The following is a 13,397-nucleotide window of genomic DNA, read 5'->3' as shown; positions in this document are numbered from 1 at the left end:
TGTTTATTTTTGAACAAAAGAAGAGAAACGATATGAATTTCCAAAATCGCAAACAGCTCATTGTGCAAACGGTAGAGGAACGCGGCTCGGTGGATGTACGCGAACTGGCCGACTTGTTGCAGACCTCCGACATGACTGTTCGGCGCGATTTGGTACAGCTGGCGGCCCAGGGGCTGGTTTACCGGACGCGGGGCGGGGCTATGAAGGTAAGTGCGGCCACCGATGCGTTTCGATTTGAGAACAAAGCCGCCGTAAACGCTGACCAGAAAGATTACATCTGCCAGCTGGCCGCTCAAACCATTCAGGAAGGCGACATACTCTTTATGGATTGTGGCAGTACCGTTTTCCGGTTATGCCCGTTCATTCGCAACCGGCGCATCACGGTCATCACCAATTCGCTGCCGGTCGTAGCCGAGTTGATAAACAGTTCGGTATCGGTGAATCTGGTGGGGGGCGAAGTGGACAAAGACCGGCAGGCAGTACACGGGCTCATGGCCGAGGAGCACATAGCGCGGTACCGAGCCAACCGGGCCTTCATTGGCGTTGACGGCATTTCACTGCGCAAAGGGCTGACAGCCAATAGCGAACGGGAAGCCAGCACCGCCGTAGCCATGGCCCGGCAGGCCGAAACAACGTATCTGCTGTGTCACTCCGCTAAATTAGAAACCGAGAAATACCTCTATTTTGCGCCCTTAACCCTGTTCGACATCCTGATTACGGACAATGAGGCCCGACCCGATGTCGTTGACGCCTACCGGCAGGCGGGGGTTACCGTGATGAACTAACCCATGTGGCAGATCTGGATTGATACAGGCGGAACCTTTACCGACGGGCTTGGCCTGGCCCCCAACGGTGTTTTACACCGCACGAAAGTGCTCAGCAGTAGCCGGCTGCGGGCCCAGCTGATTCATGGCCGACTGACCGCGTCGTGGCTGACCGCTCCCCTCTTCGACGGGTACCAGCTTCGGCTCATCGAAACCGGCGAAACGTTTACGGTATCCTCGCTGAACACCGACGGGCAATTAGTCGTAAACACCCCAACCGGCCTCCTGGACGGCTCGGCGCTACTGCGGGCGCGGAGGCTGGACCGGCTAACGGTAGAACTGTTTACGAACGAAGAAGCGCCGGTACTCGCCACGCGGCTGCTGACCCAAACCCCGCTCCATCAGCCTTTCCCGCCCCTGGAGATGCGGCTGGGTACCACCCGGGGCACCAATGCGCTACTCGAGCGAAAAGGGGCCCGGGTTGCGTTGCTGATCACCAAAGGTTTTCGGGATCTGCTCCGAATCGGTACCCAGCAACGGCCCAACCTGTTCCAACTGGCCATACCGCCCGCCGAGGTACTGTACGAAGAGGTCTTTGAGGTTGACGAACGCATGGCTGCCGACGGCCGGGTACTGACGCCACTGGCCGGGCCTGCGCTCGCGCCACTCATCGATCAGCTCCGGCAGCTCAAACCCGAGGCCGTGGCGATCTCGCTGCTGAATGCTTATCGAAATCCGGCGCATGAGCAGCAGCTACGCGATAGGCTGGCTGCCGAAGGATTTCCTGTCATCACTCTCTCCACCGACGTATCGACCGCCCCCGGCTACGTTTCCCGTACCCAGACCGCCGTCATCGACGCGTATCTTACTCCGGTGCTGCGATCGTACCTAAACAACGTGCAGACGCAGCTGGGTAACGGTACTGCGGGCGAACAGCCCGTGCGGGTTATGACCAGTGCGGGTGGACTGGTGCGGGCGGATCTGTTCCGGCCCAAAGACAGCCTGCTCAGCGGCCCCGCGGGTGGTGTCATCGGGGCAGCGGCAGTAGCCAGCAGCCTGATGCAACCCGGTACGCTTACCCTCGACATGGGCGGCACCAGCACCGATGTAGCCCGGATTCAGCGAACCCCCGACTATCGCTATTCGACCCCTATAGGGCCGTTTGACCTGCAGTTCCCGTCGCTGTCGATTGAAACCGTAGCAGCTGGTGGTGGCTCTATCTGCTGGTTTGACGGCGCCCAGCTGCGCGTGGGGCCACAGAGTGCCGGTGCCAACCCCGGTCCGGCCTGTTACGGGGCCACCTCCGCGTCGGCCCCGGCGCTGTTGACCATTACCGACGTGAACCTGCTGCTGGGCAAACTTCATCCCAGCCAGTTCGGTATTCCGGTCTTTCCTGATAAAGCTATGGATGCCCTGCAAACCATACGCCTTCAGATTGAGTCGAAGACCGGCAACCGACCCGATTCAGCTACCCTGCTGCGCGGATTCGAACGCATTGCAAACGAAACGATGGCCGGGGCCATCCGCAAAATTTCGGTAGCCAAAGGGTTTGATCCTGCCCACTATAGCCTGCTGGTCTTCGGCGGAGCCGGCGGACTCCACGGCTGCGCCATTGCCCGGCTTCTGGGTATGGAACGGATTATACTTCCCTTCGACGGGGGTCTGCTCAGCGCCTATGGCATCGGTCAGGCTCGTATCGAACGGATGGCTGCCCGATCGGTGCTTCAGCCCCTTCATCAGGTTAGCGACCAGCTACCGGCCATCGCCAGCGAGCTGGTTGAGCAGGCTACTCGGGCCCTGCGGCAGGATATAGCCGCGGATGCCGCTACCAGAACCGACTCCGTGAGCGTATTTCTTCGGCTCCAGGGGCAGGAGGCCAGCCTGGAGATACCACTCAGCGATAACCTGGCCGACGATTTCCGAACCAGGTACCAGCAACTCTACGGGCACTATCCCGGCACCAGCACCGGCCAGCCCCGCCCGATCGATGTGGGGAGCCTACGGGTTGTTGTCAGTACGATCAGCCCTGACGTTCCGGAAAACGGGCCGCCGGTCAGCCATCAGCATGCCGTTCCGTCGTTCGAGACGGATACCTACCCGGCCTATGACTGGACCCGCTTACGGGAAGGCGACACCTTCCGTGGCCCGGCGTTGCTGCTGAATACCACCTCATCGGCCTTTATTGAACCCGGCTGGCGCGTAGTCATTCAGGCTGACCAGAATGCGCTTATCGACTACATTGCCGACTACGATTCTCCGGATGATTTTAAGCCCGCGCCGGCCTCAGCGGACGAAGCGGAGCAGGCCGACGTTATTCAGCTGGAGCTATTCACCCAGCGCTTTCGGGCCATTGCCGAAGAGATGGGCGCGCAGCTCCAGCGGACTGCGTTCTCGACCAATGTGAAAGAACGACTCGATTTTTCCTGCGCCCTGCTCGATGCCCGGGCCGAGCTGGTAGCCAACGCACCCCATATTCCGGTTCATCTGGGTAGCCTGGGCGTGTGCGCCCGACTTTGCCTCGATAAACTCCCCCTGGCTCCCGGCGACGTTCTTATCACCAACCACCCAAAATACGGCGGTTCTCACCTGCCCGACGTCACCCTCCTGCAGGGCGTCTTTACGGACGATGAGCAGCTGATCGGCTACGTCATCAACCGGGCTCACCACGCCGAAATAGGCGGTAAAGTGCCAGGCTCGATGCCGCCCGATGCTACCCGGCTGGCCGAGGAAGGGGTCGTACTGGAACCCCAGTATGTCGTCAAAGCAGGGCAGTTTTTGTGGGATGACGGTGCGGGAACGGGCTTGCAGGCACGCTTTACGCAGGCACCCTACCCCACCCGCTCCCTGGCCGAGAACCGCGCCGACATAGAAGCCGCCCTGGCCTCGCTACGGGCGGGCGAAACGGCCCTGCGTACCCTCGTCCGGCAATACGGTCTGGCTACGGTTCAGCAGTACATGACCCAGCTCAAGAACGCTGCCACCGCTATTATCACAACCGTACTGCACCGCTTCGACGGACAGACCTTCGCGGCCGACGAATCACTCGACGACGGGCATACGATTCGGGTGAGCCTGACTGTAGCCAATGGGCGTATCACCATCGACTTTTCGGGCACATCGGCCGTACATCCCCAGAATCTGAACGCCAACGTTTCGATTCTGCATAGCGCCATTCTGTATGTGCTCCGGCTGTGGGTAGGGACCGACGCTACCGTCGGCGATATACCACTTAACGAAGGGCTGATGGCGCCTGTGGATCTGGTTCTGCCCGAATCCTCATTCCTGAACCCAATCTTTCCCGACGATGAAACGGAATGTCCGGCTGTGGTGGGCGGCAATACCGAGGTGAGCCAGCGGCTGGTCGATACGCTGCTGAAGGCACTGGGGCTGGCGGCCTGCAGCCAGGGCACCATGAACAATTTTCTGTTCGGCACCGCCACGATGGGCTATTACGAAACCATTGGCGGTGGCACGGGAGCGACGCCGGGCGCTGACGGACGTTCGGCGGTTCATCAGCATATGACCAACACCAAACTAACCGACCCCGAAGAACTGGAACGACGCTACCCCGTCCGGCTCCATCAGTTCGGCATACGCCCCGGCTCGGGCGGCAGCGGTCAGTGGCGCGGTGGCGATGGCATTGTTCGTGAGATCGAGTTTCTGGAGCCCGCCCAGGCCACCCTGCTGAGTCAGCACCGGCTGGTGGCGCCGTATGGCATAGGGGGTGGCCAGCCCGGTGCGGTAGGCCGGCAAACGCTGCTCCGGCAGGATGGCAGTGAAGAAAACATGCCCGGGATTTTCACCCGACCCATGCAGGCTGGCGAACGCATCCGCATCGAAACCCCCGGCGGTGGCGGAATCGGGTAAATCCGCATCGGTCTCCCCTTTTCACCCCAATATCCTGCCAGACCATAGATAGAAAAAACCACCGTTTGCCCGTCAGCACCCTATTTGCCCGACAACTAGCCCGTTAACCAGGCGAGTCGGCTTTTGGGGGCCTCTACCGGGCTTACAGGGGGGAGGCCAATTATCGTTTACTAATTATGTTGTCAACCAGACGGAATTTTTTATCGTCGCTCACGGCACTTACCGGCGCGACGCTGCTCCCCGATATCAAGCCAGCGGAAGGACATCCGGCTGCGCCGGAGCGCCAGCCTCTCTCCTGCAACGCCTATACCTGGAGCACCTTTTACGGGCGTGAGCAGAAAGACTGGATGGCCGACCCCGACGCGTCGTTGAGCGAGTACGTGAAGACCGGGCTAACCGCTTACGAACCGTCGTTTACCAGCGTCGATGAGGTGAAAAAGCTGGCGCCTTACCTGACCAGGTACAAGCTGACGATGCCGTCTCTGTACGTCAACAGCTCGCTGCACCAACCCGACGAAGCCCCAAAATCCATCGCGTCGGTACTGGCTATTGCCGACGCGGTAAAGCCGCTGGGCTCGCGGGTGATCGTTACCAACCCTAACCCCATCCGCTGGGGTACCGACGACGACAAGACCGATGAACAACTGGTCGAACAGGTCAAAAATCTCGACCGGCTCGGGGCCGAACTCCGCCAACGGGGAATGACCCTGGCCTACCATACCCATGCGCCCGAACACCGGCAGGCGGCCCGCGAATTTCACCACATGCTGCTGGGCTCCGATCCTAAAAACGTGTCGCTCTGCCTGGATGCCCACTGGGTATACCGGGGGTCGGGCAATTCGCAGATAGCCCTATTCGATGTGGTCCGGCTTTACGGTAACCGCATCGTTGAGGTACACATCCGCCAGTCGAAAAACGGCATCTGGCAGGAGTCTTTTTCCGACGGCGACATCGACTACCGGCGACTGACCAGCGCCCTGAAAGCGCAGAACCGCCGGCCACTGCTGGTGCTGGAGCAATGTCTCGAAAAAGGCTCTCCAAATACGATGGGAGCGGTTGAGGCCCAAAAACGCAACATCGCTTATTCGAACGAAGTCTTCGCCGGACTCATCTGAGCCCATCAGTCGGTATTAGCAACAATTTCTGTGTGGTCGGGTTATACTTCCAATACATACACACTCATGTTATGACTACCGATCTGAACAAACCGGAAACCCAACAGAAAGAGCCGAAGAACATTCAACCGAATATCGGTCTGGAAAAAGACTCGCTCAAAAAAGCGAACGAACTGCTCAATGCCTACCTGGCCGACCTGCACGTTCTCTATATCAAAACCCGTAAATATCACTGGAACGTAGCGGGCCCGAGCTTCAAAGAATACCACGAGTTTTTTGAAGAGCAATACAAAGCGCTCGAAGAAATGATCGACGAGGTTGCCGAACGAATCCGCACCCTGGGTGGTAAGCCACTCTCGACCATGGCAGAATTCATCAAAGGAACCAGCCTGGAAGAAGACACCAGCGGTGAGGTAAAAACCCGCGATATGTTCGATCGGCTGCTGGCCGATCACGAGCAGATTACCCGCGAACTGCGCGAAGACGTTGACACCTGCGACGAAGACCTGAACGACGCCGGTACGGCCGACTTCCTGACCGGTATGATGGAGGCCCACGAGAAGATGGCGTGGATGCTCCGGAAGTACCTGTCGTAGTTAGGCGTTATAAGCGATGAGTTATGAGTTTTAGCGAGTTTGTTTTACATTCATCGCTGATCACTCCTAACTCATCGCTTTTTTGTGCCTAAATCGCTCTCCTTCCGCGCTGGTCTTGGCAGCGTACTTTTCTGGTCGGTCATCTCGGCGGCCTTTATTGGTCCCGGCACCGTTACCACCTGTGCTATGGCTGGCTCCGGCTTCGGCCTTCGGCTACTCTGGGCACTGACCTTCTCCACCCTCGGTACTATTCTGTTGCAGGAAGCCGCAGCCCGGGTAACCATAGCCTCCGGCCTGAGTCTGGGCGAATTGCTGACGCAAACCTACGGCCCCCGGGTACGCTGGCTGATGACGGTACTGTTTGGGGCCGTCGCGCTGGGTTGCGCAGCTTATCAGGCCGGTAATATTCTGGGGGCTGTATCGGGGCTGGCGCTACTAACGGGTGTGTCGAGTCAGGTGTTAACGGTAGGAGTCGGTATTGTCTGCGTAGCGCTGCTGTGGCAGGGATCGACCCGACTCATTGCTAATTTCCTGGGTCTTATTGTCTTCGCCATGGGGCTCTGCTTCGCCTATGTAGCTGTCAGCGTATCACCCAATACGACAGAATTAACCACTGCCCTTTTCATGCCTGCCTTGCCTGATGGGTCTACAGTACTGGTCATTGGGTTGATCGGCACTACCATTGTTCCCTATAATCTGTTTTTAGGCTCGGGCATAGGACAGGGTCAATCGCTGACCGAAATGCGGTTTGGTATTGCGCTGGCCGTACTGATTGGCGGCTTCATTTCAATGGCGATCCTGGTTTCGGGTATGCTCGTTACGGGCGATTTCTCCTTTCAGACATTTGAACAGACATTGTCCGCACGCCTGGGAAGCTGGGCAGGTGCGCTGTTTGGCTTCGGGCTCTTTGCCGCCGGGTTTACGTCGGCCCTGACTGCCCCCCTGGCCGCTGCCGTTACCGGTCGGAGTCTGCTGGGCTGGTCTGAGCAATCCGGCCGCTACCGGGCAACCTGGCTTATCGTCATGGCCATAGGACTGACGTTTGGCCTGCTCGGCGTAAAACCCATTCCGGTAATCATTCTGGCGCAGGCGGCAAACGGTCTGCTGCTTCCGCTGGTGACCGTCTTTTTGTTACTGGCTGTCAACAACAAAACCCTTTTACCAGCTCAATACCGCAACCGGCCCTGGCAGAATGTAGCCATGCTGCTGGTCGTGGCGCTTACTGCTTTTCTGGGTTTACGCAATGTATGGCTGGCCATAGCAGCTGGGCAGTTCTAGCGCAGCTCGCTTACCAGCCCGAACTTCCCTATGCCGGATAATGAATAGATACACAGTCGGTAAAAAAATGGGGATTATCGGATACATAGAAATCCTGCCGCTCATTACCTTTACACATATTTCATAAGGCAAATAGCCTCTTACCCTGAAGGTTATGAAAGCATCTATTTACGTTAAATGGAGTTTATTCACGGCCGTTATACTGCAAATACTGAGTGGCTGTGCGCCTACCATAACGACCTACCAGCTGGAACCCGCTTCGGGCGATATTACTACCATCGACGGTCGGCCCGTTACAAAAGCAGAAGATAACGGCATAGGCGTTGTGGCGTCTTTCGAACGCGAAGACCTGGAGTACGCTGTACTGGATATTGAAATCAAGAACCGAACCGACCACCCGATCGACATCAACCCCGCCGATTTCCGGTTTGTCGCGCTCGGCCCACACCAGGACACCCTGCCCGACCCGCGCGGAAACGGCCTGCCCCTTGTTCGTGCAGCCGCCGACCCAACCTACGAAGCCAGTCGGATCGGCATTAAACGCAAGCAGGAAGAAAAGCGGCTGAAACGGGCTAAGATCATGAATACCGTACTGCTTGTAGCTGCAGTAGCCTCGGATGTATCGTCCTCTACGAATCGAAACCGAACTTCTTACCGGGAGTGGGTGAATAAGCGGATTACCCATGATTTCATGTACCAGGGAATAGCCGCCAAGCGCGCCATCGATTACGGCACCTTCGCCAACCGAATGCAACGCTACGATTATGAAGAATACCGCTGGCGTGAACTGGCCCTTAAAGCCAATACCCTTGGGCCTAACGAGTCGATACGCGGGTTTGTATACCTGCCTAAAGTAGCCTCAGCCAACTATATAGCCCTCAGCTATACCTTGCCCGAACAGGCCATCGTACCGCTGCTCTTCAAACAGGGCTTCGTAACAGAAAAGAAAAAACGTCGGCACTAGCCAAACCTACCACTCGTCGTCGTCATCGTCAAACGCCTGCCGGGCTCGCTGCAGCTCCTGTAACGCCTTCTGGTTATTCTGTACCTCTGCCAGCCTGATTCCTTTTTCGTAGAGTCCGGCCGCCTTATCGCGCTCATCCAACTCGGCGTACAAAGCAGCTGCGTGGTAATACGTTGGCAGATAATCAGGATGATCGCTCAGGAGTTGGTCCAAATAAGTCCGTGCCTGCTCGGGCTGACTGTTCATGTATTCCATGGCCAGCGCATAAACATTGAACGGCTCTCCAGGTTCTTCCTGTACAAATCGAATTAATTGTTGGATACGCTCGTTATTCATTCAGGTAAGAAAATTAGTATGCATGCATACTTTCTATAGGCGTATGATTACTTTTGCGCCGTAAAAGTAATGGTTAGTTTTCCGATGTCTGCTGCCAACCGGCAGAAAGCAGGCTTCAAAAAACCGATCATCAGTCACTATATCAACCAAAACCGCATAGCCAATGAAGATTTTAGTGTGTGTGACGAGTGTGCCCGACACCACCACCAAAATTGCCTTTACGGACAATAACACCAGGCTTAACAAAGCGGGTGTAACGTTCATCACCGGCCCTTACGACGACTACGCACTGGCGCGGGCCGTTGAGCTAAAAGAAAAACTGGGCGCCAGCGTAACGGTCCTGAACGTAGGAGAAGCCGACGCCGAGCCCGTTATTCGTAAATGTCTGGCTATCGGAGCCGACGATGCGATCCGGGTTAATGCCGAACCAACCGACGCTTATTTTGTAGCGGAACAGATTGCGGCTATTGCCAAAGATGCGCAGTACGACCTGATCCTGATGGGCCGCGAGTCGATCGATTACAATGGCGGTCAGGTACACGGTATTGTTGGCGAGATGCTTGGTATTCCGTCTATCTCACCGGTTATGCTGCTGGATATCGCCGGCGACACGGCTCAGATCACCCGCGAAATTGAGGGTGGTAAAGAAGAGCTGGAGGCTAAGCTTCCGCTGGTTCTGGGTTGCCAGGAGCCGATTGCTGAATGGAAGATTCCGAACATGCGTGGTATCATGACCGCCCGCACCAAGCCGCTGAAGATCGTAGAGCCAACCGGCACAGACAAACTGACGGCCGTGGGTAGTTATGAACTCCCCGCTCCCCGTGGCAGCGTGAAAATGATCAAGGCCGAAGAAGCCGAAACCCTGATCCAGCTCCTGCGCACCGAAGCTAAAGTTATTTGATAACATGCTGTTTTCACCTGTCGGTTTTCGGGCCTCGTCCAGTGAACCGCGTATCGAAAACTATAAACCGAAACCTCGTATATGTCTGTTCTCATATTTGCCGAATTAGACGAAGGCAAACTCAAAAAATCTTCACAGGAAGCAATTTTTTACGGCGCTAAAGTCGCCGATATGCTCGGCACATCGGCCACCGCCATCGTGATTGGCCAGGCCGACGACAGCGAGCTGGCTTCTGCCGGTCGTTTTGGCGCCACCAAGGTGCTCCACGCGGCCGACGGTAAGCTTAACGAACCTAACGGCATGGCCTACTCAACCGTTGTTGCGGCCGCAGCCCAGCAGGAAAGCAGTAAAGTAGTTGTACTGGCCAAATCATCACTGGCCGATGCGATGACGGCGCGGCTGGCCGGCAAACTTAAGGCGGGCCTAGCGGCTAATGTGATCGAATTACCCGATCTGTCGGCTGGCTTCCGGGTCAAAAGCAGCATATATACCGGCAAAGCCTTTGCCTACAATGATCTGAAAGCCGACGTAAAAATTCTGGCGATCAAGAAAAACACCATCACGCCGGAAGAAACTGAGGCAACGGCCTCCGTAGAGACGTTTTCGCCCGCCCTGAACGAAAGCGATTTCGTCATCACCGTTAAGAAAACCGAAAAAGCCACTGGCGATGTCCTGCTACCCGAAGCCGATCTGGTTGTGTCGGCTGGTCGCGGTCTGAAAGGTCCCGAAAACTGGGCTATTGTAGAAGACCTGGCCAAGGCGTTGGGAGCCGCAACGGCCTGCTCGAAGCCGGTGTCGGATCTGGACTGGCGCCCTCACCATGAGCACGTTGGTCAGACCGGAATCAAAGTAAGCCCGAATTTGTACATAGCCGCCGGTATTTCAGGCGCTATACAACACCTGGCTGGCGTAAACTCCTCGAAGGTAATTGTTGTTATCAACAAAGACCCCGAGGCTCCGTTCTTCAAGTCGGCCGATTATGGTATCGTTGGCGACGTGTTCGACGTATTACCACGGCTTACGAAGGCAGTGCAGGGGCTGTAACTGATCGGGAGTAGCAACAGAGCCACCCCGATTGTCATATAGATGACTAATTTCATAAATTGGTAAGCAACACAAACGCTTACTTATTGTGCACCAGGTGGCCCTGTTACTACTTTTGATTAAATTCGCGCTGTGGATAAGATTAAGCTGGAAATACTAGGACTATCGCCCAGTCAGTCGCAGTCGGGTTCGTTTGCGCTGGTACTGGGTGAGGAATATGGCAACCGGCGGTTGCCAATCATCATTGGCATGTTTGAGGCCCAGGCCATTGCCATTGAGATTGAAAAAATCGTTCCGAATCGGCCGATGACGCACGACCTGTTCAAGCAGTTTGCGGAGCAGTTTCGGTTTACGGTTCGCGAGATCGTAATTTCTGATTTGCGCGAAGGCATCTTCTTCGCCAAAATCGTCTGTTTCGACGGCGTTCGCGAAACGGTCATCGATGCTCGCCCATCTGACGCTATTGCTATCGGCATTCGGTTCGATGTACCCATCTATACGAACGAGTCGATTCTGTCTGAAGCGGGAATCACCGCAAGTGGCACCGACGAAGAGGAAGAGCAGGAAGAGCTGGTCCGCTCGTCGCCCAACCGGCCCTCGTCACGCTCTTTCGGTGATCAGCTGAAAAACGCGTCGTCGGAAGAATTGCAGAAGATGCTCGAAGAAGCTCTTGGCAACGAGGAATACGAGCGAGCTGCCAAGATTCGTGACGAGATGAGCAAACGCAACTAAATCATTTATTTTCAGCATAAGTATACGCAAAAGCCATTCCTGTCAGGGAGTGGCTTTTGCGCTTATTTCTTCCTGCGTTTTCTTACGACCAGTTCCCGGTACCCAAACGCAGGGTCGGGCTCACGCGTATAGGTGATCTCGGGCATGACGCCTATCAACAATTCGGCAGTGGTGTATATTGTACAGCCATCCAGTAGATGACCACCCAGCGTACGCCCTGTCGAGTCGGATACCGACAGATGGATGTGGCTTCCATTGGCGGAAAGAGTCCCAACCAGCGATACGATTTCGAAGTGTCCATGCCAGGTACTGGGTCCTTCCTGATTGGCCAACCGCAGCGTCACGTCAGTCAGACTGCCCACACAGGTCAGTATAGCCCCCGCCCCGATCCGCTGTTGCTGCACCACATTCTCCAGCTCTTTCTTCAGATCCTGACCCGGCCTGAGCCGGAATGAATACGTTTGCATGGCCGCCCCAACGGGCGTCGGTTGGGCGTATGTGTTGTCTGGAAGCATGACCAGAAGGGGTAAAATCAGCAATAAAAAAGCCTGCATTGGTGTTATGAAATTAGTGATACTGACTGAGGAATGCGAACATACACAACCTGGTTTCGGCAGAAAATTACCCTGCTGCTCCCCTCTCTGCAAGCCTGTTTCTGCCTGCTTTTCTTCACCGCCTTTTCAGGGCCAAACAAATCGGCGGTGCAACCATCTATATCGACAACCGACATACCGCGCCCATCGAAATTCGTTACCGTCGATTATGGCGTAATTGACGCTTACGCCCGCAAGACACCGGAATCGGCAACCCGAAACTTGAATACGCTCAGCGATTACCTGACAGCACCCGCCCGCAGCGAACTGGCCAAGGCCCGCTCGGTCTACGCCTGGATTACGTCGCATGTGCAGTATGACGAGGATGCCTATAGCGGTCAGCGTTACTCTTCCGAGACCGAGTATGCCGGTCGTGTACTCCGGAGCCGGAAGACCGTCTGTACGGGCTTCGCTCTGCTGTATAAACACCTGCTCAACCGGGCCGGTATTGAGGTCGTGAACGTCAAGGGCTACTCCCGTACCAACGATAGTGAGGCAGGCCAGCCGATTCGCTACATTGATCACGAATGGAACGCGGTCCGACTCGATGGCGATTGGTATCTGGTCGATATTGCCTGGGCACAAACAACAGCAAAAGGTGGTCAGCCAAACGACTTTTATTTCCTCACAGAACCCGTTGCGTTCGGCGCCAACCATTTCCCGGCCGACCAGCGCTGGCAGCTTCTTGACAAGCCATTCAGTAAAGCACAGTTCGACCAGTTTCCCAAGATCTATGATGCCTACTTCAGACTTGGATTCGACGACAACTTTCCCAAAACAGGTCTGATCCGGTCGACCAATGCGGTTACACTCACGCTACAAACCAGCCAGCCCGTTGAGTTCATTTGCTCGCTGGGCTGGCAAAATGGCTCTACCACGAGCCATGTTCCGGCCAGCATCCAGTTAACGGCTGATGGCTATCGGTTAACGGTGCCGATCAAACAGCGCGGTACTCATACGTTGCACGTATATGCCAAGCCCAAAGGTACCCGCACCGAACGCTACAAATCCTACGAAGCTATTTCTGCTTTTACCATAGTCAATTAATAACCTTTTTTCCTTGCGTAGTCAGCACCCAATAAAACATGAGTCATCCCGAATTTTAGGGAGTTGACAAAAAGGAACCTCCTTTCTTAGCTTTGAGCATCACCACAACGCCAAAGCCAGAAAGGAGGTCTTTTTATGTCAACGACATGCTCACAAAAAA

General features: G+C 55.9%; 12 protein-coding genes. 10 read left to right on the top strand and 2 right to left on the bottom strand.

Annotation, left to right across the window (positions count from 1 at the left end):
• Positions 1–32 precede the first annotated feature (32 nt).
• The 6 genes from EQG79_RS08600 (at position 33) to EQG79_RS08575 (ending at position 8,584) form a co-directional block, all read left to right on the top strand.
• Complete coding sequence (locus EQG79_RS08600) at positions 33–785, top strand: DeoR/GlpR family DNA-binding transcription regulator (protein WP_129601182.1); 753 nt, start codon at positions 33–35, stop codon at positions 783–785.
• Positions 786–788: 3 nt separating this feature from the next.
• Entirely contained in the window at positions 789–4,631 is a 3,843-nt protein-coding gene (locus EQG79_RS08595) for a hydantoinase B/oxoprolinase family protein (protein ID WP_129601181.1), read from the top strand.
• 176 nt (positions 4,632–4,807) lie between these two features.
• Positions 4,808–5,746: a sugar phosphate isomerase/epimerase family protein gene (locus tag EQG79_RS08590; protein ID WP_077921923.1), complete on the top strand. Its 939-nt coding sequence runs from the start codon at positions 4,808–4,810 to the stop codon at positions 5,744–5,746.
• A gap of 71 nt (positions 5,747–5,817) precedes the next feature.
• Positions 5,818–6,342 (top strand): Dps family protein, encoded by a 525-nt coding sequence (locus EQG79_RS08585; protein WP_077921924.1) that lies wholly within the window; start codon positions 5,818–5,820, stop codon positions 6,340–6,342.
• An 84-nt stretch (positions 6,343–6,426) separates the two neighbouring features.
• The gene (locus EQG79_RS08580) at positions 6,427–7,620 is read left to right on the top strand and encodes an Nramp family divalent metal transporter (RefSeq protein WP_129601180.1); all 1,194 of its coding nucleotides are present in this window, start codon (positions 6,427–6,429) and stop codon (positions 7,618–7,620) included.
• Between the two features lie 154 nt (positions 7,621–7,774).
• A complete protein-coding gene (locus EQG79_RS08575; RefSeq protein WP_129601179.1) occupies positions 7,775–8,584 on the top strand; it encodes a hypothetical protein in 810 nt (269 codons plus the stop codon).
• Between the two features lie 6 nt (positions 8,585–8,590).
• On the opposite strand, the gene EQG79_RS08570 is transcribed toward EQG79_RS08575, so the two are convergent.
• Positions 8,591–8,920 carry an enzyme of heme biosynthesis gene (locus tag EQG79_RS08570; protein WP_077921927.1) on the bottom strand — a complete coding sequence of 110 codons (330 nt, stop codon included), beginning with the start codon at positions 8,918–8,920 and terminating at the stop codon, positions 8,591–8,593.
• 163 nt (positions 8,921–9,083) lie between these two features.
• Here EQG79_RS08570 and EQG79_RS08565 point away from each other — a divergent pair, with 163 nt between their 5' ends.
• The 3 genes from EQG79_RS08565 (at position 9,084) to EQG79_RS08555 (ending at position 11,597) form a co-directional block, all read left to right on the top strand.
• Positions 9,084–9,821, top strand: coding sequence for an electron transfer flavoprotein subunit beta/FixA family protein (locus tag EQG79_RS08565; protein WP_077921928.1), 738 nt, complete (start codon positions 9,084–9,086; stop codon positions 9,819–9,821).
• Between the two features lie 81 nt (positions 9,822–9,902).
• Positions 9,903–10,865 (top strand): electron transfer flavoprotein subunit alpha/FixB family protein, encoded by a 963-nt coding sequence (locus EQG79_RS08560; RefSeq protein WP_077921929.1) that lies wholly within the window; start codon positions 9,903–9,905, stop codon positions 10,863–10,865.
• 132 nt (positions 10,866–10,997) lie between these two features.
• Positions 10,998–11,597 (top strand): bifunctional nuclease family protein, encoded by a 600-nt coding sequence (locus EQG79_RS08555; protein WP_077921930.1) that lies wholly within the window; start codon positions 10,998–11,000, stop codon positions 11,595–11,597.
• Positions 11,598–11,659: 62 nt separating this feature from the next.
• Here EQG79_RS08555 and EQG79_RS08550 read toward each other — a convergent pair whose 3' ends face one another.
• Positions 11,660–12,112 (bottom strand): PPC domain-containing DNA-binding protein, encoded by a 453-nt coding sequence (locus tag EQG79_RS08550; protein WP_236648795.1) that lies wholly within the window; start codon positions 12,110–12,112, stop codon positions 11,660–11,662.
• 72 nt (positions 12,113–12,184) lie between these two features.
• Here EQG79_RS08550 and EQG79_RS08545 point away from each other — a divergent pair, with 72 nt between their 5' ends.
• Positions 12,185–13,237, top strand: a complete 1,053-nt coding sequence (locus EQG79_RS08545) for a transglutaminase domain-containing protein (RefSeq protein ID WP_129601177.1) — start codon at positions 12,185–12,187, stop codon at positions 13,235–13,237.
• Positions 13,238–13,397 lie beyond the last annotated feature (160 nt).

Origin of the sequence: Spirosoma sordidisoli (assembly GCF_004138325.1) — a bacterium.
GTDB lineage: Bacteria > Bacteroidota > Bacteroidia > Cytophagales > Spirosomataceae > Spirosoma > Spirosoma sordidisoli.
This window is presented reverse-complemented; position numbering and strand designations above follow the sequence as displayed.

What these genes read in the sequence shown, in the direction of transcription:
- EQG79_RS08600 (WP_129601182.1), top strand. Translation starts at nt 33, where the DNA reads ATGAATTTCCAAAATCGCAAACAGCTCATTGTGCAAACGGTAGAGGAA.
- EQG79_RS08595 (WP_129601181.1), top strand. Translation starts at nt 789, where the DNA reads ATGTGGCAGATCTGGATTGATACAGGCGGAACCTTTACCGACGGGCTT.
- EQG79_RS08590 (WP_077921923.1), top strand. Translation starts at nt 4,808, where the DNA reads ATGTTGTCAACCAGACGGAATTTTTTATCGTCGCTCACGGCACTTACC.
- EQG79_RS08585 (WP_077921924.1), top strand. Translation starts at nt 5,818, where the DNA reads ATGACTACCGATCTGAACAAACCGGAAACCCAACAGAAAGAGCCGAAG.
- EQG79_RS08575 (WP_129601179.1), top strand. Translation starts at nt 7,775, where the DNA reads ATGAAAGCATCTATTTACGTTAAATGGAGTTTATTCACGGCCGTTATA.
- EQG79_RS08570 (WP_077921927.1), bottom strand. Translation starts at nt 8,920, where the DNA reads ATGAATAACGAGCGTATCCAACAATTAATTCGATTTGTACAGGAAGAA.
- EQG79_RS08565 (WP_077921928.1), top strand. Translation starts at nt 9,084, where the DNA reads ATGAAGATTTTAGTGTGTGTGACGAGTGTGCCCGACACCACCACCAAA.
- EQG79_RS08560 (WP_077921929.1), top strand. Translation starts at nt 9,903, where the DNA reads ATGTCTGTTCTCATATTTGCCGAATTAGACGAAGGCAAACTCAAAAAA.
- EQG79_RS08550 (WP_236648795.1), bottom strand. Translation starts at nt 12,112, where the DNA reads ATGCTTCCAGACAACACATACGCCCAACCGACGCCCGTTGGGGCGGCC.
- EQG79_RS08545 (WP_129601177.1), top strand. Translation starts at nt 12,185, where the DNA reads ATGCGAACATACACAACCTGGTTTCGGCAGAAAATTACCCTGCTGCTC.